The 22,203-nt window shown below is 65.8% G+C and carries 16 protein-coding genes and 1 riboswitch; of the genes, 6 read left to right on the forward strand and 10 right to left on the reverse strand.

From position 1 onward, the window contains the following. Positions 1-473: FAD-dependent oxidoreductase (locus tag B5F88_RS14095; protein ID WP_140402131.1), on the reverse strand; the 473-nt coding region annotated here is incomplete at its 3' end. Between the two features lie 124 nt (positions 474-597). Then, a complete protein-coding gene (locus tag B5F88_RS14100) occupies positions 598-1,167 on the reverse strand; it encodes a glycerol-3-phosphate responsive antiterminator (RefSeq protein WP_087347433.1) in 570 nt (189 codons plus the stop codon). A 214-nt stretch (positions 1,168-1,381) separates the two neighbouring features. Continuing rightward, a riboswitch (ZMP/ZTP riboswitch) is annotated at positions 1,382-1,463 on the forward strand. Positions 1,464-1,510: 47 nt separating this feature from the next. On the opposite strand from B5F88_RS14100, the gene pflA reads away from it, so the two are divergent. Together pflA and pflB are read left to right on the forward strand one after the other, a co-directional pair. Further along, positions 1,511-2,239, forward strand: a complete 729-nt coding sequence (gene pflA, locus B5F88_RS14105) for a pyruvate formate-lyase-activating protein (protein WP_087347464.1) — start codon at positions 1,511-1,513, stop codon at positions 2,237-2,239. Further along, positions 2,236-4,479: a formate C-acetyltransferase gene (pflB, locus tag B5F88_RS14110; protein ID WP_087347435.1), complete on the forward strand. Its 2,244-nt coding sequence runs from the start codon at positions 2,236-2,238 to the stop codon at positions 4,477-4,479. Before pflA ends, pflB begins: the two co-directional genes overlap by 4 nt. A gap of 434 nt (positions 4,480-4,913) precedes the next feature. Here pflB and B5F88_RS14120 read toward each other — a convergent pair whose 3' ends face one another. The 4 genes from B5F88_RS14120 to glnA all read right to left on the reverse strand — a co-directional run bounded on the left by B5F88_RS14120 (position 4,914) and on the right by glnA (position 12,897). Next, positions 4,914-6,368: a glutamate synthase subunit beta gene (locus B5F88_RS14120; protein WP_087347440.1), complete on the reverse strand. Its 1,455-nt coding sequence runs from the start codon at positions 6,366-6,368 to the stop codon at positions 4,914-4,916. Between the two features lie 2 nt (positions 6,369-6,370). Then, entirely contained in the window at positions 6,371-10,903 is a 4,533-nt protein-coding gene (gene gltB / locus B5F88_RS14125) for a glutamate synthase large subunit (RefSeq protein WP_087347442.1), read from the reverse strand. 80 nt (positions 10,904-10,983) lie between these two features. Then, on the reverse strand, positions 10,984-11,529 hold the full coding sequence (locus B5F88_RS14130) for an ANTAR domain-containing protein (RefSeq protein ID WP_087347444.1): 546 nt from the start codon (positions 11,527-11,529) through the stop codon (positions 10,984-10,986). A 36-nt stretch (positions 11,530-11,565) separates the two neighbouring features. Beyond that, on the reverse strand, positions 11,566-12,897 hold the full coding sequence (gene glnA, locus B5F88_RS14135; RefSeq protein ID WP_087347446.1) for a type I glutamate--ammonia ligase: 1,332 nt from the start codon (positions 12,895-12,897) through the stop codon (positions 11,566-11,568). 500 nt (positions 12,898-13,397) lie between these two features. Here glnA and B5F88_RS14140 point away from each other — a divergent pair, with 500 nt between their 5' ends. The 4 genes from B5F88_RS14140 to B5F88_RS14155 all read left to right on the forward strand — a co-directional run bounded on the left by B5F88_RS14140 (position 13,398) and on the right by B5F88_RS14155 (position 19,220). Beyond that, positions 13,398-15,062 (forward strand): ammonium transporter, encoded by a 1,665-nt coding sequence (locus B5F88_RS14140; protein ID WP_087347448.1) that lies wholly within the window; start codon positions 13,398-13,400, stop codon positions 15,060-15,062. Positions 15,063-15,185: 123 nt separating this feature from the next. After that, a complete protein-coding gene (gene purF / locus B5F88_RS14145; protein WP_242959807.1) occupies positions 15,186-16,553 on the forward strand; it encodes an amidophosphoribosyltransferase in 1,368 nt (455 codons plus the stop codon). A gap of 113 nt (positions 16,554-16,666) precedes the next feature. Then, positions 16,667-17,047, forward strand: a complete 381-nt coding sequence (locus B5F88_RS14150; RefSeq protein WP_087347453.1) for a BlaI/MecI/CopY family transcriptional regulator — start codon at positions 16,667-16,669, stop codon at positions 17,045-17,047. 1 nt (position 17,048) lies between these two features. Next, a complete protein-coding gene (locus B5F88_RS14155) occupies positions 17,049-19,220 on the forward strand; it encodes a M56 family metallopeptidase (protein ID WP_162612197.1) in 2,172 nt (723 codons plus the stop codon). A 52-nt stretch (positions 19,221-19,272) separates the two neighbouring features. Here the strand turns inward: B5F88_RS14155 and B5F88_RS14160 are convergent, their stop codons facing one another. The 4 genes from B5F88_RS14160 to B5F88_RS14175 all read right to left on the reverse strand — a co-directional run. Then, positions 19,273-20,352: a hypothetical protein gene (locus B5F88_RS14160; protein ID WP_087347457.1), complete on the reverse strand. Its 1,080-nt coding sequence runs from the start codon at positions 20,350-20,352 to the stop codon at positions 19,273-19,275. Then, positions 20,349-20,822, reverse strand: a complete 474-nt coding sequence (locus B5F88_RS14165) for a sigma-70 family RNA polymerase sigma factor (protein ID WP_087347460.1) — start codon at positions 20,820-20,822, stop codon at positions 20,349-20,351. The genes B5F88_RS14160 and B5F88_RS14165 overlap by 4 nt, the downstream gene beginning before the upstream one ends. Before the next feature lie 97 nt (positions 20,823-20,919). Next, the gene (tsaA, locus tag B5F88_RS14170; protein ID WP_087347462.1) at positions 20,920-21,594 is read right to left on the reverse strand and encodes a tRNA (N6-threonylcarbamoyladenosine(37)-N6)-methyltransferase TrmO; all 675 of its coding nucleotides are present in this window, start codon (positions 21,592-21,594) and stop codon (positions 20,920-20,922) included. Continuing rightward, positions 21,591-22,203: NYN domain-containing protein (locus B5F88_RS14175; protein WP_140402132.1), on the reverse strand; the 613-nt coding region annotated here is incomplete at its 5' end. The genes tsaA and B5F88_RS14175, both read right to left, overlap by 4 nt.

Here is a 22,203-nt window from a genome sequence, read left to right on the forward strand (position 1 = left end):
AGCTGGAGCTCGGCGCCGTTGCGCACCGCCGCCATCTGCTCCCCCTGGGAGTACGGCCTGGCTCTGGCGGAGACGGCGGGGGAGAGGTTGGGCTCCATGGCACGGGCCTCGTCCCCCGTCAGCAGGGCCAGGTCGGGCACCCCGTTGGCCACACCCCGGCGGTACAGCTCCTCCAGGTGGGCCTGATCCTCCGGAGAGAAGCCCAGCACCAGGGAGCCGCAGGGCAGGTAGGGCACGTCCAACGCGGCGCACAGCTCCCGGGCCAGGGCGGCGCCCCGGACGTTGAGCCTGGCCATGAGGGTGCCGGGGACGGGATCATACCCGGCGTGGATAATGGCGGAGTTGGCCTTGGTGGTGCCGCAGGCCACGTCGTTCTCCCGCTCCACGATCCCTACCTTGAGCCGGTACTTGGACAGCTCGAAGGCGGTGGCCGCGCCTACAATGCCGCAGCCGATGATCACAACGTCGTACATAGCAAAACCTCCCGTAAACCATTGTATCAGACGAAAAAAGAGCAAAACAGACCCGCCCCGGCGAAGGGCTGGCGCTGTTTCACTCTCCAATCTCCAGAAACATCCATATGCGCTTGTACGGGTCCTACATACTCCACACAGCGGGGTTGGTAGAGGACACCGCCACCGCTCCGGCCCCCAGGGCCCCGGTGACGTCCTCCTTGTCGGAGATCAGGCCTCCGGCGATGATGGGCCTGCCGGCGGTCCGGCAGAGCTGGCGGATGATCTTGGGCATCAGGCCCGGCAGCACCTCCACCAGGTCGGCGGTCTCGTTGGACACGTGGCGCTCCAGATTCTTCAGGGCCATGGAGTCCAGCAGGAAGATCCGCTGGATAGCCACCAGCCCCAGCTCCCTGGCCCGCCGGGTCAGGGCGGCTTTGGTGGAGATCACGCCGTCGGCGGCGATGCTCCGGGCGATGAAATCCACGGAAATCTCCCGGGCGGACAGCCCCTCCACCAGATCCAGATGGACAAACGCCCGTTTGCCCGCCTCCCGCACCTGGGCCACCGTGTCCCGGATGGTGAGAATGTCCCCATAGAGCAGGAAGAGCACCGGAGCCTCGCTGCGCAAAGCCCGCTTCAGGCCGTTGTCGTCCTTCACCGCCGCGATCACCGGTCCGTCGGCCAGAAGCTCCAAAAGCTGGGGTGTGTCCATGCCAGTCCCTCCAAGATCATGTGCGCAAAAAGGGCGCAAAGCAGCCTGAACCACTCTGCGCCTCTCAAAACCTCCGCACATTGCTTGACTGTATTATAGCGGCGTCTGGTTAAAATTACAAGAGGGAGAAATGAAAATGAAACGTTTTTGACGGTTTGCACAAAAAAGATGGGTGCTTTTTTGTTGACAAACAGGGGAGGGACGTGGTATAAATGGTACATCATATGACTGACGGATAATGTGGAGCCACCACATGGAGTATGATGAGAAAAAAGCCGACCGTCTGGGCGAGGAAAGCCCGGATTGTCGGCTTTTCTTTTTTGCAAAGGAGGTATGGTTCCACATGACTTTGGGCCGGATCCACTCCCTGGAGTCCATGGGCCTGGTGGATGGGCCGGGGGTGCGGGCGGTGGTCTTTCTCCAGGGGTGCGCCCTGCGCTGCCGGTACTGCCACAACCCGGACACCTGGGTCATGGAGGGGGGCGAGAGCTGCACCCCCCAACAGCTGACCGGCCGGCTGCTCCGCTTTCAGCCCTACTTCGGCCAAAACGGCGGGGTGACCTTCTCCGGGGGAGAGCCCCTGCTCCAGCCGGAGTTTCTGGCGGAGTGTCTGGCCCTGTGCCGGCAGGCGGGGGTCCACACCTGTCTGGACACGGCGGGCTGCGGCCTGGGGGAATATGGCCCCATTTTGCAGAATACCGACCTGGTGCTGCTGGATGTCAAGCACCACGACCCGGAGGGATACCGGCAGCTCACCGGCCGGTCCATGGAGGCCTTTGACCGCTTTCTGGAGCAGGTTCAGGAGGCGGGGGTCCCCCTGTGGGTGCGCCATGTGGTGGTGCCCGGCCTTACCGACGGGGCGGAGCACCTGGCGGGGCTGGAGTGGTATCTCCACACCCTCCGGCACATCCGGCGGGTGGAGCTGCTGCCCTACCACACCCTGGGGGTACACAAGTACGCCGCCCTGGGCATCCCCTACCCTCTGGAGGGGACGCCCTCCATGGAGAGGGAGGCCCTGGCGGACTGGAACAGACGACTGAACGAGACTTGCTGCGAAAAGGAGAACCTATGAGCATTGACGTGAATTGCGCCGCCTGGCAGGGCTTCCGCACCGGCGAGTGGCGGCATTTGGTGAACGTGCGGAATTTTATCCAGAAGAATTACACCCCCTACACCGGGGACGCCGGTTTTCTGGCCGGGATTTCCACAAAAACGGCGGAAGTGTGGAAAAAGGCCCAGGCCCTCATCATTGAGGAGGTGCAGAAGGGGATCATCGACGTGGAAACCCACGCCGTCTCCGGCATCGACAACTTCGCCCCCGGCTACATCGACCGGGACAACGAGGTGATCGTGGGTCTCCAGACCGACGCCCCCCTGAAGCGGATCGTCAACCCCTTCGGCGGTATCCGCAACGCCATCTCCGCCCTGGAGCAGTACGGCTACCGGCTGGACCCGGAGATCGAGCGGCACTTCCGCCTCTACCGCAAGACCCACAACGAGGGGGTCTTTGACGCCTATCCCAAACGCACCCGGCTGGCCCGGTCGGCGGGGCTGCTCACCGGCCTGCCCGACGCCTACGGCCGGGGGAGGATCGTGGGGGACTACCGCCGGGTGCCCCTGTACGGCACCGACTTTCTCATTGAGGAGAAGGAAAAGGACCTGGACCTGCTGGACGGGGCCATGACCGACGAGCGCATCCGCCTGCGGGAGGAGGTGCAGATGCAGATCCGGGCCTTAAAAGAGATGGCCGCCATGGCCGCCAGGTACGGCTGCGACATCACCCGACCGGCGGAGAACGCCCGGGAGGCGGTGCAGAACCTGTATATGGCCTACCTGGCGGGGGTGAAGGAGAATAACGGCGCCGCCACCTCCCTGGGGCGCACCGCCACCTTCCTGGACATTTATATCCAGCGGGACCTGGAGCGGGGCGTGCTGGACGAGCGGGGGGCCCAGGAGCTGATGGACCAGTTTGTCATCAAGCTGCGGCTGGTGCGCCACCTGCGCACCCCGGAGTACAACGGGCTCTTTGGCGGCGACCCCACCTGGGTCACCGAGTCCATCGGCGGCATGGGGGTGGACGGCCGCACCCTGGTGACGAAAAACTCCTTCCGGATGCTCCACACCCTCACCAACCTGGGCACCGCCCCCGAGCCCAACCTGACGGTGCTGTGGAGCAAGGACCTGCCTGAGGGGTTCAAGCGGTACTGCGCCGATATGAGCATCAAGACCGACTCCATCCAGTACGAGAGCGACGAGCTGATGCGCCCCATGTACGGGGATGACTACTGCATCTCCTGCTGTGTGTCCGCCATGGCGGTGGGCAAGCAGATGCAGTTTTTCGGCGCACGGGCCAACCTGGCCAAAAGTCTGCTGTACGCCATCAACGGCGGCGTGGACGAGAAGAAGGGCGTCCAGGTGGTGCCCGACATCCCGCTGGACACCGACGAGGTGCTGGACTACCCCAAGGTGCTGGGCAACTACAAAAAGGTGCTCTCCTACGTGGCGGAGCTCTACGTGGACACCATCAACATCATCCACTACATGCACGACAAGTACGCCTATGAGAGCAGCCAGATGGCCCTCCACGACACCCTGGTGGAGCGGTTGGCCGCCTTCGGCGTGGCGGGTCTGTCCATTGCCGCCGACTCCCTCTCCGCCATCAAGTTCGCCAGGGTGCGCCCGATCCGGAACGAGAATGGCATCGCCGTGGACTTTGAAGTGGAGGGGGACTTCCCCAAGTACGGCAACGACGACGACCGGGTGGACGACATCGCCGTGGAGCTGGTGTCCTACTTCTCCGCCGAGCTGAAAAAGCACCCCCTGTACCGGGGCGCCATCCACACCCTCTCCGCCCTCACCATCACCTCCAACGTGATGTACGGCAAAAAGACCGGGGCCACCCCCGACGGCCGCAAGGCGGGAGAGCCCTTCGCCCCCGGCGCCAACCCCATGCACGGCCGGGACAGGAGCGGGGCCCTGGCCTCCCTCAATTCGGTGGCCAAGCTGCCCTACCGGGCGGTGTGCCAGGATGGGGTGTCCAACACCTTCTCCATCGTGCCCAACGCCCTGGGCAAGAGCGACGGGGAGCGCACCTGCAACCTGGTGAACATCCTGGACGGCTACTTCATCCAGGGGGCCCACCACCTGAACGTCAACGTCATGAACCGGCAGCTGCTGCTGGACGCCATGGAGCATCCCGAGCAGTACCCTACCCTCACCATCCGGGTGTCGGGCTACGCGGTGAACTTCTCCCGCCTCAGCCGGGAGCAGCAGCTGGAGGTCATCAAGCGCACCTTCCACCAGCAGATGTGAGACAGCGTGCCTCCGGCGGTTCCCTTTCTCATCACTGAGAAAGGGAAGAAAGAATCAGCAGGGGGAGGGATTTCGATTTCCCTCCCCCTGCACCCCCTCCTTGAAAACGACCAAAGAGGGAGAACTGCGGTTCCCCCTCTTTGGAAACTCCCCCAGGCTGTTCTCCTGCCAGCTTACCGGCGGCGGGGCCTTACTCCGTAACGGCCCCGCCGCACGCAGCAAGGTGCCGCAAGTTCCCTCCCTGGGGGGTACATCCAATAGGGGGGCCCGCAGGCCCCCCTGATTGGTCGTTTTAAGGGGTGGATTATTAAGGCGGGGGAAATCGAAATCCCCCGCCTTAATTGGCCTTTCCCCACTTTCGGCCACTCGAAAGTGGGCCGCCGGAGGCATCGCCTCCTGAGAATATGCGGCAGTCCCTCTTACTTGATTCGGCTTTAACCGCCCCAGTCCAGCAGGAACTGGTCCACCTCCCGGGCGGCGGCCCGGCCCTCAGCGATGGCCCACACCACCAGGGACTGGCCCCGGCGCATGTCGCCGGCGGCAAAGATCCGGGGCACGCTGGTGGCGTAGCTCCCCTCCGGGGTCTTGACGCAGGAGCGGCTGGTGCGCTCCAGGCCGAACACTTCGGGCACGTAGGCCTGGGGGCCCAGGAACCCGGCGGCGATGAGCAGCAGCTGGCAGGGCAGGGTGCGCTCGGTGCCGGGCACCGGCTTCAGCTCCCGGTCCAGCTCCACGGTGGTCACCCCCTCCAGGGCGCCCCGGCTGTCGGCGATCAGGCCGGTCACCGTGGTCTGGTAAATGCGGGGGTCGTGGCCGAAGAGGGCGATGGCCTCCTCCTGGCCGTAATCGGTCTTGCACACCCGGGGCCACTCCGGCCAGGGGTTGTTCTCTCCCCGGCTGTCGGGCAGCTTGGGCATCATCTCCAGCTGCACCACCCCGGCGCAGCCCTGGCGGATACAGGTGCCCACGCAGTCGTTGCCGGTGTCGCCGCCCCCTACCACCACCACCTGCTTGCCCTTGGCGGAGGGATAGGTGCCCTCGGCCAGGCTGTGGTCCAGCAGGGAGCGGGTGGTCTCTTTCAGGAAGTCCACGGCGAAGAGCACCCCCGCCGCCTCCCGGCCGGGAACGGTCAGGTCCCGGGGCTGGGAGGCGCCGCAGCACAGCACCACCGCGTCGTAGCTTGCCAGCAGCTCCTCGGGGAACACATCCTTGCCTACGTCCACGCCAATGCGGAACTGGATGCCCTCAGCGGCCATCTTCTCCAGCCGCCGCAGGACCACCCACTTCTCCAGCTTCATGTTGGGGATGCCGTACATCAACAGGCCCCCGGGCCGGTCCTCCCGCTCAAAGACGGTGACGGTGTGGCCCCGGCGGTTGAGCTGCTCGGCGCAGGCCAGGCCGGAGGGGCCGGAGCCCACCACCGCCACCTTCCGGCCGGTGCGGGCCCTGGGGGGCCGGGGCTCCATCCGGCCGGAGGCCCAGGCATCCTCGATGATGGACAGCTCGTTTTCTTTGACGGTCACCGGGTCCCCGTGGAGGCCGCAGGTGCAGGCCGCCTCGCACAGGGCGGGACACACCCGGCCGGTGAATTCCGGGAAGTTGTTGGTCTTGAGCAGCCGGTGGGCGGCGTGGCCGGGGTGGCACCGGTAGACCAGGTCGTTCCACTCGGGAACCAGGTTGTGGAGGGGGCAGCCGGACACCATGCCGCCCAGCACCGCCCCCGACTGGCAGAAGGGCACGCCGCAGGCCATGCAGCGCCCGCCCTGCCGCCGCCGCTCCTCCCGATCTAGCGGCGGGTGGAACTCCCGATAGTGCTTGATGCGCTCCAGGGGCGGCTGAGCCGGGTTGCCCTGGCGCTGATCGTCCAAAAATCCGGTGGGTTTTCCCATGCTTATTCCCCTGCCTTTCTGGTGTTGGCGTAGAAGGCCTCCACCTGGGCCTCCTGGCGGCTCATGCCCCGCTCCTCAAAGTGGGCGATGGTGCGCAGCATCCGGTCGTAATCGTGGGGGAGGAGCTTTTTGAAGAGGGGCAGATATGTCTCAAACTGCTCCAGTATGTGCCGGGCCTTGGCCGAGCCGGTGGCGTCGGCGTGGGCCTGGATCAGCTCCCGCAGCTCGGCGGCGTCGTGGGCCTCGGTCACGGGAGACATGGATACCAGCTCCTTGTTCAGACGCAGGTACAGGTCCCGCTGCTCGTCCAGCACGTAGGCCACGCCGCCGCTCATGCCGGCGGCGAAGTTCTTGCCGGTGGGGCCCAGCACCACCACCCGGCCGCCGGTCATATACTCGCAGCCGTGGTCGCCTACCCCTTCCACCACCGCGGTGGCCCCCGAGTTGCGCACGCAGAACCGCTCGCCGGCCACGCCGCTGAGGAAGGCCTTGCCGCTGGTGGCGCCGTACAGGGCCACGTTGCCCACCAGGATGTTCTCCGACGGGTCAAAGGGGCTGTTTTTGGGGGGATAGACCACGATAGTGCCGCCGGACAGGCCCTTGCCCAAATAGTCGTTGGCGTCCCCCTCCAGCCGGAGGGTGACCCCCTTGGGCAGGAAGGCGCCGAAGGACTGACCGCCACCGCCGGTACACTGGATGGTAAAGGTGTCCTCGGGGAGAGCGTCTCCGTGGAGCCGGGTGACGTCGGAGCCCAGGATGGTGCCCACCGCCCGGTGGGTGGAGGACACCTTCAGGCTCAGCCGCCGGGACTCCCCGGCGGACAGGGCGCTGCCCAGCTGGGGCTCCAGCACCTTCAGGTCCACCGTGTCCTCCAGCTGGAAGTCGTACACGTCCGCCGGGTCGAAGTGGCTCTTGCCCGCCCCCGCCCAGGGATTGTTCAGAATGGCGGACAGGTCCACCGTGGCCGCCCGCTGGTTCACCGCCGGGGTGCGGACGCAGAGCAGATCGGTGCGGCCCACCAGCTCATCCACCGTGCGCACGCCCAGCTTTGCCATGTGCTCCCGCAGCTCCTGGGCGATGAAGCGCATGAAGTTGACCACGTACTCCGGTTTGCCGCAGAAGCGTTTTCTCAGCTCCGGGTTCTGGGTGGCCACACCCACCGGGCAGGTGTCCAGGTTGCACACCCGCATCATCACGCACCCCAGGGTCACCAGGGGGGCGGTGGCGAAGCCGAACTCCTCGGCGCCCAGCATGCAGGCGATGGCCACGTCCCGGCCGCTCATCAGCTTGCCGTCGGTCTCCACCACCACCCGGGAGCGCAGGCCGTTCTGAAGCAGGGTCTGGTGGGTTTCCGCCAGCCCCAGCTCCCAGGGCAGGCCGGCGTGGTGGATAGAGGTGCGGGGGGCCGCGCCGGTGCCGCCGTCAAAGCCGGAGATCAGCACCACCTGGGCCCCCGCCTTGGCCACGCCGGCGGCGATGGTGCCCACCCCTGCCTCGCTGACCAGCTTGACGGAAATGCGGGCCTGCCGGTTGGCGCACTTCAGGTCGTAGATGAGCTGGGACAGGTCCTCGATGGAGTAGATGTCGTGGTGAGGCGGGGGGGAGATCAGGGATACGCCGGGGGTGGCGTGGCGGCACTTGGCGATCCAGGGGTACACCTTGCCCGCCGGCAGGTGGCCGCCCTCGCCGGGCTTGGCCCCCTGAGCCATCTTGATCTGGATTTCCCTGGCGCTTACCAGGTACTCGCTGGTCACCCCGAAGCGGCCGGAGGCCACCTGCTTGATGGCCGAGTTGCGGGCGGGATCCTTCAGCCGGTCGGGCTCCTCGCCCCCCTCGCCGGAGTTGGACTTGCCCCCCAGCAGGTTCATAGCCTGGGCCAGGCACTCGTGGGCCTCCCGGGAGATGGAGCCATAGCTCATGGCCCCGGTCTTGAAGCGCTTGACGATGGCCTCCACGCTCTCCACCTCCTCCAGGGGGATGGGGGCGTCGGCGTACTTCATGTCCAGCAGGCCCCGGAGGGTGTGGGGCCGGGTCTCGTCGTCCACCCGCTGGGTGTACTGGCGGAACAGGTCATAGTCCCCCCGGCGGGCGGCCTGCTGGAGCAGGTGGATGGTCTGGGGGTCGTACAGGTGGTCCTCGCCGCCGGCGCGGGCCTTGTGGGCCCCCAGGCTGTCCAGCTCCAGGTCCACCTCCAGCCCCAGGGGGTCGAAGGCTTTGGCGTGGTTGCGCTCCACCGCCGCCTCCATCTCCTCCAGTCCGATGCCTCCCACCCGGGAGACGGTGTTGGTGAAGTATTTGTCGATCACGTCCTGCCGGATGCCCACCGCCTCAAAGATCTGGGCGGACTGGTAGGACTGGAGGGTGGAGATGCCCATTTTGGAGGCGATCTTTACGATGCCGTGGAGGACGGCCTGGGTGTAGTCCTTCACCGCCGTGTGGAAGTCCTTGTCCAGCAGGCCCTCCTCGATGAGCTCCACGATGGTCTCCTCCGCCAGGTAGGGGTTCACCGCCCGGGCGCCGTAGCCCAGCAGGGCGGCGAAGTGGTGCACGTCCCTGGGCTCGGCGGACTCCAGAATGATGGACACCGCCGTGCGCTTCTTGGTGCGGATGAGGTACTGCTCCATGGCGGACACCGCCAGCAGGGAGGGGATGGCCACATGGTTCTCGTCCACCCCCCGGTCGGAGAGGACAACCACATTGGCCCCCTCCCGCCAGGCCCGGTCCACCGCCACCGCCAGTTGGCTCACCGCCCGCTCCAGGGAGGTGTTCTTATAGTAGAGCAGGGAGACGGTGGCCACGTGGAAGCCCGACTGGTCCATGCTCTTGATCTTCATGAGGTCGGTGGAGGTGAGGATGGGGTTCTGGATCTGCAGCACCCGGCAGTTGGACCCCTTTTCCTCCAGCAGGTTGCCGTCGTCCCCCACGTACACCGTGGTGTCGGTGACGATCTCCTCCCGGATGGCGTCCATGGGGGGGTTGGTCACCTGGGCGAAGAGCTGGTGGAAGTAGTGGAACAGGGGGCGGTCCACGTCGTCCAGCACCGCCAGGGGGATGTCGGTACCCATGGCGGCGGTGGCCTCCGAGCCGGTGCGGGCCATGGGCAGAATGGTGTCGTGGACGTCCTCATACCGGTAGCCGAAGGCCTTTTGCAGCCGGTGGAGCTCCTCCCGGCTGTGCCGCTCCACCCGCTTGTTGGGTACGGGCAGGTCGGCTAGGTGGATCAGGTTGCCGTCCAGCCACTCGCCGTAGGGTTGCCGGGCGGCGTAGGCACTTTTCAGCTCCCCGTCCTCCACGATGCGGCCCTGCTTCAGGTCCACCAGCAGCATCCGGCCGGGGCGCAGCCGGTCCTTGCGCACGATCTCCTCCGCCGGCAGGTCCAGAACGCCTACCTCGGAGGCCAGGATCAGCCGGCCGTCTTTGGTGACATAGTACCGGGAGGGCCGCAGGCCGTTGCGGTCCAGCACCGCCCCCACCATGTCGCCGTCGGTGAACAGCACCGCCGCCGGGCCGTCCCAGGGCTCCATCAGGGTGGCGTAGTACTGGTACAGGTCCCGCCGGGCCCGGGAGATGGTCTTGTCCCCCATCCAGGGTTCGGGGATGCAGGCCATCACCGCCAGGGGCAGGTCCATCCCCGCCATCATCAGAAATTCCAGGGTGTTGTCCAGCATGGCCGAGTCCGACCCCGCCGCCGACACCACCGGCAGCACCTTGTCCATCTGGTCCCCCAGAACTTTGGAGGACATGGTCTCCTCCCGGGCCAGCATTCGGTCCACATTGCCCCGGATGGTGTTGATCTCGCCGTTGTGGGCCAGCAGGCGGTAGGGGTGGGCTCGCTCCCAGGCCGGGTTGGTGTTGGTGGAGAACCGGGAGTGGACCAGGGCCAGGGCGGAGTGGTAGTCCGGGTCGTCCAGGTCGGGGTAGAAGGCCCGCAGCTGGTTGACCAGGAACATCCCCTTGTATACCACCGTCCGGCTGGACAGGGACACCACGTAGGTGTCCCCGCCGCAGGACTGCTCAAACACCCGCCGGGCCACATAGAGCTTCCGGTCAAAGTCCAGACCCTGGGCCACCGCTTCCGGGCGGCGGACAAAGCCCTGCCAGATGGCGGGCATCTTCTCTCTGGCCCGCTGGCCCAGGATGTCGGGATTGGCGGGCACCGCCCGCCAGCCCAGAAACGCCAGGCCCTCCTTCTCGGCCACCAGCTCAAAGAGCTTTTTGACCTGGCTGCGCCGCCGGGTGTCCTGGGGGAGGAAGAACATTCCCACCCCGTAGTCCCGGGGGCCGGGCAGGGGGAACCCCGCCGCCCGGCTGAAAAAGCCGTGGGACACCTGGACCAGGATGCCAACGCCGTCGCCGGTCTCCCCCTTGGCGTCCTTGCCCGCCCGGTGCTCCAGCTTTTCCACGATCTTCAGCGCGTCGTCCACGATCTGGTGGTCCGGCCGGCCATGGATATCCACCACGGCGCCGATGCCGCAGGCGTCGTGCTCAAAACAGGGCCGGTACAGCCCGCCCTGCGGATAAGCTTCTGTTTTCATGTGTGCATCCCCTTTCCAGGTGATCAAAAAAGCGGCAGTCCCCGCCTCCGGACTGCCGCCGAGAGACTGCGTTGTCTCTGCTATGATTCCCCTTCCGCGCTGTCTAAAACCAGCTGGGCCGTCTGGAGCATTTTGGCGCTGTTGTCCATGCTGGTCTTTTGCAAAAACCGGTGGGCCTCCTCCTCCGTCATGCCGTTGCGGTCCATCAGCAGCTCCTTGGCCCGGCGGATCACCGCCTGCTCCTCCTCGGAGCGGCGGGGCCGGAGGATCCGCTCCAGCCGCCGCCCCATCTGCAGCAGCATCCGTACCGACGCCGTCAGGTCCCCCCGGGACACCGGGGAGGCCAGACGGAAGATGTCCTCGTCCTGCAGCAGGTCCAGCAGGTTCTGGGTGGCCAGCACCAGCATGGCGCAGGAGGGCGGCAGGTCGGCAAACAGGGCCTCCGCCGGCTGGTCGGCCAGCTTGAAGCCGCACACCACCGCGGTGATGTGGAGCTTGTGGACGGTGCGGCGCACCTGCCCGGCGGAGGCGCACAGAATGCAGGAGGCGGTGCCGCTGGACTCCAGGATCTCCTTGACCCGAAGGGCGCTCTTGGTGCTTTCAAAGGCGACGATCACCTGTTCCATTTCCATTCACTCCCTGCCCCGCCACACACTGGCTTGTCAATAGTTGATGATATATTTCTCCCGCTCCCAGGAGGATACCCGGGTGCGGAACTCGTCCCACTCTTTCTTCTTGCCCTCGATATAGTTGGCGGCTACGTGGTCGCCCAGGGTGTCCAGGATCAGCTGGTCGCCCTCCAGGGCGGCGATGGCCTCGTCCAGGGAGCCGGGCAGCGCGTCGATGCCGTGGGCCTTCCGGGCGGCGTCGTCCATGGCGAAGATGTTCTCGGTGACTTCGGCGGGGGGCGTCATGCCCTTCTCAATGCCGTCCAGACCGGCGGCCAGGCACACCGCCAGCTCCAGATAGGGGTTGCAGGCCGGGTCGGGGGAGCGCAGCTCCACCCGGGTGGCCTGGCCCCGGGCCGCCGGGATACGGATGAGGGCGGAGCGGTTGGAGGCCGACCAGGCCAGGTAGCAGGGGGCCTCATAGCCGGGCACCAGCCGCTTGTAGGAGTTCACCAGGGGGTTGGTCACCGCCGCCATGCCCTTCACGTGGGCCAGCAGGCCCGCAATAAAGGAGTAGGCCTCCTTGGACAGACCCTTCTCCCCGTCGGGATCGTAGAACACGTTCTTGCCGTTTTTGAACAGGGACATGTTGGTGTGCATGCCCGAGCCGTTGATGCCGAAAATGGGCTTGGGCATAAAGGTGGCGTGCAGGCCGTTCTTCTGGGCCAGGGTTTTCACCGCCAGCTTGAAGGTCATGATGTTGTCGGCGGTGTGGAGGGCGTCGGCATACTTGAAGTCGATCTCATGCTGGCCCTGGGCCACCTCGTGGTGGCTGGCCTCGATCTCAAAGCCCATCTGCTCCAGGGCCATGCAGATCTCCCGGCGGGTACCCTCGCCGTGGTCCAGGGGGCCCAGGTCAAAGTAGCCGGCTTCATCGTTGGTCTTGACGGTGGGCTTGCCCTCGTCGTCGGTCTGGAACAGGAAGAACTCCGCCTCGGGGCCCACGTTGAAGGCGTCATACCCCATGTCCGCCGCCTTTTTCAGCACCCGCTTGAGCACGTTCCGGGGGTCGCCCACAAAGGGGGTGCCGTCGGGGTTGTACACGTCGCAGATCAGCCGGGCCACCTTGCCGTGGCTGGGCCGCCAGGGGAACACCGCGAAGGAGTCCAGATCGGGATAGAGGTACTGGTCGGACTCGTCAATGCGGACAAAGCCCTCAATCGAGGAGCCGTCGAACATGATCTGGTTGTTTACCGCCTTCTCAATCTGGGAGGCGGTGATGGCCACATTTTTCAGCTGACCGAAAATATCGGTGAACTGGAGGCGGATAAACTCGATATCCTCTTCCTTTACCTTACGGATGATATCTTCCTTGGTGAACGACATTGCAAGCAACTCCTCTCGTGCCTTCAAATAAGAAAGGACAAAGACATTCCTGCCGGATGGCGGGAACCTCTTTGTCCTCGACTATGTGCGAAAGTATACCGGCCAAACCGAGGAATGTCAAGGGGAATTGTGAAAATTTGTTCTTTTTGTGTTGCAGGTCAAAAATGAAAAACAAATATATGGGCGCGTTTATGCAAGAATCATATAATGGACTTTCATTTCTGCGGGGCGGGAGTATCCAGTTTGTGGAACCTTCCAAAAAGGGCCCGGCCCATGGCGGGGGCGGTTTGGCCGCTGTGCCGAAGTTGGCCGGGAGGGGTTGACAAAGGGGGCGGCGGGTCATAGACTGTGCCCATGCAAGGGCGCTGCCGGGAGACCGGCGGCGCTCTTTGTGTTTGCCGCGGCAAAATGGCGTTATGGAGAGACCCGTGCAAAGGCGCGCAGACCGGTAAGGGGGCCGGCCGCGCGCCTTGTTTGTTGTTTGAGAAGGAGGAGCGCGTATGGATCTGTCGGTATGGTATCTGGTGGGCGCGGTGCTGGTGTTCTTTATGCAGTGCGGCTTTGCCATGGTGGAGGCTGGGTTTACCCGGGCCAAAAACGCCGGCAACATTATTATGAAAAACCTGATGGACTTCTGTATCGGTACGGTGGTGTTCATCCTGCTGGGCTACGGCATCATGAACAGTGAGAACTACTTCTTCGGCCTTATCGGAAAGCCGGAATATCAGATGTTCACCGACTTTTACGGCTTTGACTGGTCCAACTTTTTCTTCCAGCTGGTGTTCTGCGCCACGGCGGCCACCATTGTGTCGGGCGCCATGGCGGAGCGGACCAAGTTTCTGGCCTACTGCGTGTATTCCGGCGTGATCAGCGCCGTCATCTACCCCATTGAGGCCGGCTGGGTGTGGAACGGCCAGGGCTGGCTGGTGGGTCTGGGCTATGTGGACTTTGCCGGTTCGTCGGTCATCCATATGGTGGGCGGCCTGTCCGCCCTGGTGGGGGCCTGGATGCTGGGGCCCCGGCTGGGCAAGTACACCAAGGAGAAGGACGGCGCCCTCCGGGTCAACGCCATTCCCGGCCACTCCCTGACCCTGGGCGCCCTGGGCTGCTTCATCCTGTGGTTCTGCTGGTACGGCTTCAACGGCGCCGCCGCCGCCGACACCGCCCAGCTGGCCCAGATCCTGGGCAGCACCACCCTGGCCCCCGCGGTGGCCACCTTTGTGTGCATGGTGTTCACCTGGAAGCGGGGCGGCAAGCCCGAGGTGTCCATGTGCCTCAACGCCTCCCTGGCCGGCCTGGTGGGCATCACCGCCCCCTGCGCCACGGTGGACGCCCTGGGGGCCATCCTCATCGGCGCGGTGGACGGCATCCTGGTGGTGCTGGTGGTGGAGCTGCTGGACTTCAAGCTCCACATCGACGACCCGGTGGGCGCGGTGGCGGTCCACTGTGCCAACGGCATCTGGGGCACCGTGGCCGACGGCCTGTTCAACACCACCTCCGGCCTGTTTTATGGCGGCGGCTTCTACCACCTGGGGGTCCAGTGCCTGGGTGTGGTGACCATCGGGGCCTATGCCGTAGTAACCATGCTCATTGTGTTCAAGCTCATTGACAAGACCATCGGCCTGCGGGTCACCCCCGAGGAGGAGATCGTGGGCCTGGATGTGGCCGAGCACGCCCTGGCCTCCGCCTACGCCGATTTCCTGCCCGCCGCTCCCGGCGCTCTGGGCGGGGACGTGGCCTATGAGCCGGTGGATGTGGAGGACCTCACTCCCGTGACCCTAGCAGGGGCGCCCGCCGCCGGCCATCCCCAGGGCGGCATGACCAAGCTGACCATTATCTGCCGGGAGGAGCGCTTCTCCGCCCTGCGGGACGCCATGGCGGCCATCGGCGTCACCGGTATGACGGTGAGCCGGGTCATGGGCTGCGGCGCCCAGATGGGCAAGGTGGGCCAGTACCGGGGCGTCAAGATGAGCATGCACCTGCTGCCCAAGCTCCAGGTGGACATCGTGGTGGCCAAGGTGGATCCCGCCCTGGTGGTGGCGGCCGCCGAACAGGTGCTGCGTACCGGCAACCAGGGGGACGGCAAGATCTTCCTCACCCACGTGGACAACGCGGTGAAGGTGCGCACCGGCGAAATGGATTATGACGCTTTGCAGGACGACTGAGGGCGGCCTGCCTTGACAAACCTCCGGCGGACGCTTATAATGGGCCCGTCAGAGTAAAGGCGCTGTGGCATGAGGCCACGGCGCCTTTTTCTTTTTTTATGGAAACTTTGGGAGGGAAACGCTGTGTCAATCCACGAGGAATGCGGGCTGTTTGGGATCTGGGACCCCAAGGGGGACTGCGCCCGCACCGCCTATTACGGCCTGTACGCCCTGCAGCACCGGGGGCAGGAGGCCTGCGGTATCGCCGCCATCAACGACCGGGAGCTGTCCTACCACAAGGACGTGGGCCTGGTGGGGGAGGTGTTTGATCCGGATACCCTGGACAGGCTCAACGGCACCATGGCGGTGGGCCACGTGCGCTACGCCACCACCGGCGGCGGCCGCCGGGAGAACGCCCAGCCCCTCACCCTCAACTACGTGAAAGGCACCCTGGCGGTGGCCCACAACGGCAACCTGGTGAACACCAAACAGCTGCGCACCGCCTTTGAGTACCGGGGGGCCATCTTCCAGACCACCACCGACTCCGAGCTCATCGCCTACGCCATCGCCCAGGAGCGGCTGCGCTGCGCCTCGGTGGAGGAGGCGGTGTGCCAGGCGGTGAAGGGCCTGCGGGGGGCCTACTCCCTGCTGGTCATGTCCCCCCAGAAGCTCATCGCCCTCCGGGACCCCTGGGGTTTTCGGCCCCTGTGCATGGGCCGCCGGGGGGAGGCGGTGCTCTTCGCCTCGGAGAGCTGCGCCCTCAACGCCGTGGGGGCGGAGTTTGTCCGGGAGGTGGAGCCCGGCGAGATCGTGGTGGTGGAGGGGGACCAGGTGACTTCCATCCGGGAGAACTGCGAGAACGCCGCCAGCCATCTGTGCATCTTTGAGTACATCTACTTTGCCCGGCCCGACTCGGTGCTCTGCGGCCAGTCGGTCCACCAGGCCCGGCGCAACGCCGGCCGCCTGCTGGCCCAGGCCTGCCCGGTGGAGGCCGACGTGGTCATCGGCGTGCCCGACTCCGGCCTGGACGCCGCCATGGGCTACGCTGAGAAATCCGGCATCCCCTACGGGGTGGGCCTGGTGAAAAACCGCTACATCGGCCGCACCTTCATCACCCCCGGCCAGCAGAGCCGGGAGCAGGCGGTGCGCATCAAGCTGGGGCCCCTGAAAAGCTGCGTGGAGGGCCGGCGGGTGGTGATGATCGACGACTCCATCGTCCGGGGCACCACCTCCCGGCAGATCGTCACCCTCCTCCGGTTGGCCGGGGCCACAGAGATCCATATGCGCTCCTCCGCGCCCCCCTTCATCGCCCCCTGCCACTTCGGCACCGACATCCCCGACCGGGAAAACCTCATCGCCTGCCGTTACTCTGTGGAGGAGATCCGCCAGCTCATCGGAGCGGACAGCCTGGGCTTCCTCAGCCTGGAGGACCTCCACCGCATCGCCCCCGACGCCGCCTGCGGCTTCTGCGATGGCTGCTTCACCGGCACCTACCCCCTGAGCTGCAGCTGATTTGTAACCAAAAACCCCCTTGACAAAGTGAGGTTACAGTTGTACCCTAAGAGTGCGAAGGGTACAACTGTAACCTCTATTTTGTTTATGAGGAAGTGTAAGGGGGAATCGGAATGAGCAGCGTGGAAGAAAAGATCACCGAGGCCGAGCTGGAGGTGATGGAGGTGCTGTGGGACGCGGGGGAGCCTTGTACCCTGGGCCAGATCAAGGAGGCCCTGTGGGAGAAGAACGGGGATACCACCAAGACCCTGCTGCGGCGGCTGTGCGCCAAGGGGGCGGTGGGCCAGGAGAAGCGGCAGGTGTACTGGTACACCCCTCTGGTGAGCCGGGAGGAGGTGCGGGGTAGCCGCACCAAAAAGCTCATCGACAGGCTGTACGCCGGTTCGGCCCGGAATATGGTGGCCGACCTAGTGCGGGCCGATCAGCTGAATCAGGAGGATATCGCCCAGCTGCGGCAGCTGCTGGATGAGATGGACGGAGAGAGGAGGCAATAGCATGGCGGAATTTCTGCGCACCCTGCTGGTGCTGACGGTACTGGGGTCGGTCCTTACCGGCCTGCTGCTGGTGGTCCGGCCCCTGATCAGGAGCAAGACCGTGTTTTACTATCTCTGGCTGCTGGTGCTGGCCCGGCTGTGCCTGCCGGTGGGGGTGACCATCCCCCTGCCGGCCCGGGCGCCGGAGGCGCCGGCCCAGGCCGTCGTCCAGCAGCAGCCCGCGGCCCGGCCCGTCCAGCCGGAGCAGGTGCAGCCCCCGGTCCAGGACGGTGCGGCACAGGTTCAGCCCCAGCCGGAGACCCAACCGGCCCGGCCCGCCGTTGACTGGCGGGGGGTGCTGACCAGCCCGGCGCTGTGGCTTGCCCTTTGGGCGGCGGGGACGGTGTTCTGCCTGGGACGGCAGGTGTGGGGCTACCGCCGGTTTGCCCGGCTGGTAAAGGAAACCGGGGAGCACCCGGAGGGGGCGGCCCTGGCCCGATTGACCCGGTTGGACCCGGAGGGGCGGAGCCGGCTGATGGTGTGCCCCTACGTGACCACCCCCATGCTGCTGGGGGTGGTCCGACCCACCATTGTGCTGCCCTGTGGAGTGGAGGAGGACCGGCTGGGGGATATCCTGGCCCACGAGCTGACCCACGCCCGGCGGCAGGATCTGCTCTATAAGTGGTTTGCCGTGGCGGTGACCAGCCTCCACTGGTTTAACCCCCTGATGATCGTGGTGCGGCGGCAGCTGAACCGGGCCTGCGAGCTGTCCTGCGACGAAGCGGTGGTGAAAGGTCTGGACGCCGCCGGGCGGCGGCATTACGGCGAGACCCTGCTGGCCATGGCGGCGGGCCAGCCCCCCAAGAGCGTGGGCATGCTGACCGCCACCCTGTGCGAGGAGAAGAAGCACTTAAAAGAGCGGCTGGTGGGAGTGATGCGGCCCAGAAAGCGGGGCCCGGCGGCGGTGGCGGTCACTCTGGTGATGGCCCTGGTCCTCACCGCCTGCGCCTCGGTACTGGACGCCAAACCCACCGCCAGCCCTTCCCCCAGCCCAACCCCAGTGTCCGACCTGGAGACCCTGCTGGAAAACCCGGAGCTCTATCCGCTGTCCAACGGCCTGACGGTAGCCCTCCCCGCCGACCTGACCGCCGACCTGCTGGTGCAGACTCCGGAGGAGGGGAATATGTTCTTCTCCGTCTACGACAGGCGCAGCTATGAGGCGGGGGGCGGCGCGGAGATGGAGATGGGCTGGATCTTCTCCCTGGCCCGGTATGACCAGCTGGGTTTTGAGGAAGCCCTGGTCTCCGAAAACAGCGGGCGGACCTTCATTGCCCGGGGGGATGGCTGGTACTACGCCTGGCAGTTTCCCACCGATGTGCGGTTCTACACCATGGCGGAGGACCCCACCGAGGACCTGGCCATCTGGACCAGGCTCACTGACCGGCTGCCGGAGGAGCTCTTTTCCGACTTCCTGGCCCGCAACGGCCTGTCGGCCTTTGACGAGAGCGAAATCTATACCGACGGCTGCTTCTGGGACAGCGACCACGTCTACGTGAGCTATGAGGGGGCGGAATCGGTCACTCTGCTCCTGTCCCAGCCTGCCACACAGGGCGAGGGGGGCATTTGGTGCGTGGAGGGGCTGTTCTATAACGGTATGGGTTCTCCACTGCGGGTCCTCCCGCTGAACACCGGCATGCCGGCGGCGGAATATTACGCCGGGGTTCAGGAGGAGGCGGACCAGGGGCAGCATACCGGCCTGCTCACCCCGGAGGGGGCGGCCCTGGACTGGCTGTCCACCCGGTATGACGGCGTTACCACCGGACAGGTTACCCTGGTGGAGGGGGAACCGGTATGGCTGGCCATGGAGCGGGTGGTTCAGCCGGTTCTGAATCAGTCGGGGGAGCTGCGGGGCGTGGTCTATGCCGACGGTGCGGAGACCCAGACCACGGTGTACGACGGCCAGACCTACCCCTTCGGCCAGCTGAACCTGTGGCCCTGGGCCAGGGCGGAGGCCCCGGAGACCCTCGATGGCCCGGCCTTTGTCTATGAGACGGATTCCGGCGACAAGGTGATTTTCCTGGCCGATGGGGAGCGGGCCGGGGTGGAGCAGGGCGGAGAGACCGCCTGGTACCGCCTGGCCTGTGACGGCGGCAGCGGCATGTATGACAAGATAAGCCGCGGCTTGTTGGGATAAACAGTAAGCAAGGGGCCGGGCGCGTCAGCGCCCGGCCCCGTTCTGCCTGCCGTTATTCCAGAGAGATGACCCAGTTCAGGTCCCCGTAGGTGGTGGTGTCCTGGGTACGGACTATACCCCCTCCCAGGCCATCCCACCAGGTATCGTGCTCGTAGACCAGCTGGAGGGCGCCGATCTCCACCGCCACGATGGGCTCCTCCACCCAGTCTGGGGCGGCGGCCAGCTGGACGTTCACATGGCCGGAGGTGTAGCTGCGGAAGCCTTCCCCCGCGTCGGGGTAGCGCGTCCCGGAGGCCCCGATGAAGGTGACCTGGTGGTGGAACAGGGAGGCCCCTGTCAGCAGCAGCCCGTCCGCCGTCTCCTCCTGGTGGGCGTACACCGACAGCTGCCGGCCGTCCTCGCTGACCAGGGCGGTCACCGTCCCCTCGGCAAAGTCCCGGCTGTCCGAGCGGGCGGCCTGGGCCTCCACGGGGGTGAGGGTCAGGGATCCGGTGCGGGAGCCGCCCCCCTCCAGATCCAGCAGCTCATAGGTCAGCTCGGTGGGCATTTCCTCCGGCAGCTTGTAGAGGAAGGGCATATGGACCCGGGAGCGGTAGCCCTCCTCCCGCCAGGCCAGCTCCGGCCCCCAGTCCAGGCTGGAGAGGGGGACCCACGGCTGGCCCTGGCACACGGACTCTGCATGGGGAATCCATTCGGAGTAGACCTGGTCCCCCTGCTCCAGGAGGACGCCATCGGCGTACACCCGCAGGCTGCGGGTGGCCAGCTGATGGGCCTCCTCCTCCGGGCTGACCAGGTAGAGCTCCAGCAGCAGGTATTCCCCCTGGCTCACCCCGTCCAGCTGGCAGAGCCAGTCCCCCTCGGTCCACTGGTCGGCCTCTGACACCACCATCACCGGCGATTGGGAGGCCCCCACGCCGGTGAAGTAGCGGACCATCCACTGCACCCCGGCGGCCAGGGCCTGATAATTGACCGCCCCCAGCACCACCGCCAGGCAGAGGACCGCCGCCGCCAGCCGCCGCACCGGGACCCGCCGCCGGGCGGTTGTTTGCTCCGCCGCCGCCAGGGTGTCCTCCACCAGGGCCCGGCTGGGACCGGCCCGGTCAAAGAGATTCCGATAGGTCTGTTCCGTCATAGTTCTTCCGCTCCTTTCCATGCGTCCCGCAGCAGGGCCCGTCCCCGGGAGAGCTGGCTGCGGACGGTGCCGGGGCTGCGGCCCAGAATGGCCGCGATCTCCTCGGTGGCGTAGCCCTCATAGTAGTAGAGGTGGAGTACCGCCCGGTATTTGGGGGGCAGTCCCTCCAGCAGCCCCAGCAGCTCTCCCTCCTCCGGATTTTGGGCGGGCAGGGTCTCCGACAGAGCCACCGTATGCCGCCGCCAGAAGGAGCCGTGGAGCTTTTTGCAGCAGTTTACCGTTACCCGCAGCAGCCAGGCCTTCCGGTGCTCCTCCTCCCGAAAGGCGGGGGCGGCGCGGAGGTACCGGAGAAAGACCTCCTGAAACACGTCGTCGGCGTCGTGGCTGCTGTGGGTCTGGGCCAGGGCCAGGCGGTACACCATGTCTCCATAGCATTCCATCACCCGCCGCAGGCCGGTTTCCTCTCCCATGGCGTTTCCCCCTTTCTGCCCCTAACACCCCTGAGGGGGCGGGATTGTTGCATGGAGCGTAAAAAAAGCGGGCGGCCCTCCAGGCCGCCCGCTCCGTCTATTCCACCGCCCGGACGTGGAGCACGTCTCCATCCACCGAGAAGCGCACCTCCAGCCCGGCGAAGGCCATGCCGTACACCCGGCCGGGGTCGTGCTGGTAGGAGGGCCGGGGGTCCCGGGACAGCACCCCGATGAGCGCCTCCCGCTTGTCCTCCGGCACCTGGTCCAGCAGTTCCGGGGGGAAGTCCACCTCCAGCACTTTGCCCCCCACGTTGCCGGTAAAGCCCCCCAAAGCCTCCGGGTGGGAATCGGCGTAGGGGAGATAGGGCTTTATGTCCAGAATGGGGGTGCCGTCCATCAGATCCGCCCCCGCCACCACCAGCACGTGGCCCAGCTCCGGGTCCTTTTCCATGCCAACCAGGCGCACGCAGGACAGGCCGATGGGGTTGGGCCGGAAGGGGGAGCGGGTGGCGAACACCCCCATGCGGGTGTTGCCACCCAGCCGGGGGGGCCGCACCGTGGGGGACCAGGTATCCCGCACCGCCTGGGAAAACTGCCAGATCAGCCACAGATGGGAGAACTCCTCCAGCCCCCGCAGGGCGTCGGGATTGCGGTACTCCGGCTCAAAGACCACCGTGGCGCGCAAATCCTCCACCAGCCCGCTCTGCCGGGGTATGCCGAACTTGGTGGGGAAGTCGCTGCGGATGCGGGCGATGATGTGCATGGGGATCATCTGTTTCGTTCCTCCTGTGCCTTTTTCAGGGCGGCCTCCACCGGCCGGGACTTTGTGGGCTTGTTGAGCTGCTTGAGCAGGGCGGCGATCTGCCCGGACACCTGCTCCACCTCCGCCTTAAAGGTGGTGGCCGACAGCCGCAGGGCCCCGTGGCCCAGGATGATGAGCTGCTCCGCCCCGTCGGAGGTGGCCACCCGTACCCGGTGGTGCTTTCCGATCTCATAGGTGGCCCGCTCGATATAGGTGTCGGCGGTCTCGGCCTCTTTGGTATACACCACGTAGATGTTGTGGTATTTGTATACGTCCTGGACGCTGCGGGGGACCTTGTAGGCGTCAAACACCAGGATCACCACGCACTTTTTGAACCCCTGGTAGTTGCTCAGCAGGTCCATCAACATCTGCCGGGCGGCGTCCAGGTTGGTCTGGGCCACCCGCTTCAGCTCCTCCCAGGCGAAGATGATGTTGTACCCGTCTACCAGCAGGTACTCCGGCCCCTTGTTCTGGGTCTGGACGTTGTACTTTTTGTCGTCCAGGCTGGTGCGGGCGGGCTTGGGGGGCGAGGCAAAGGCACGGCGCTCCACCTTGCCGTAAGTCCGCTCAAAGATGGCC

The sequence above is a fragment of the Flavonifractor sp. An306 genome (genome assembly GCF_002159455.1).
In the GTDB taxonomy this organism is placed as follows: domain Bacteria; phylum Bacillota; class Clostridia; order Oscillospirales; family Oscillospiraceae; genus Flavonifractor.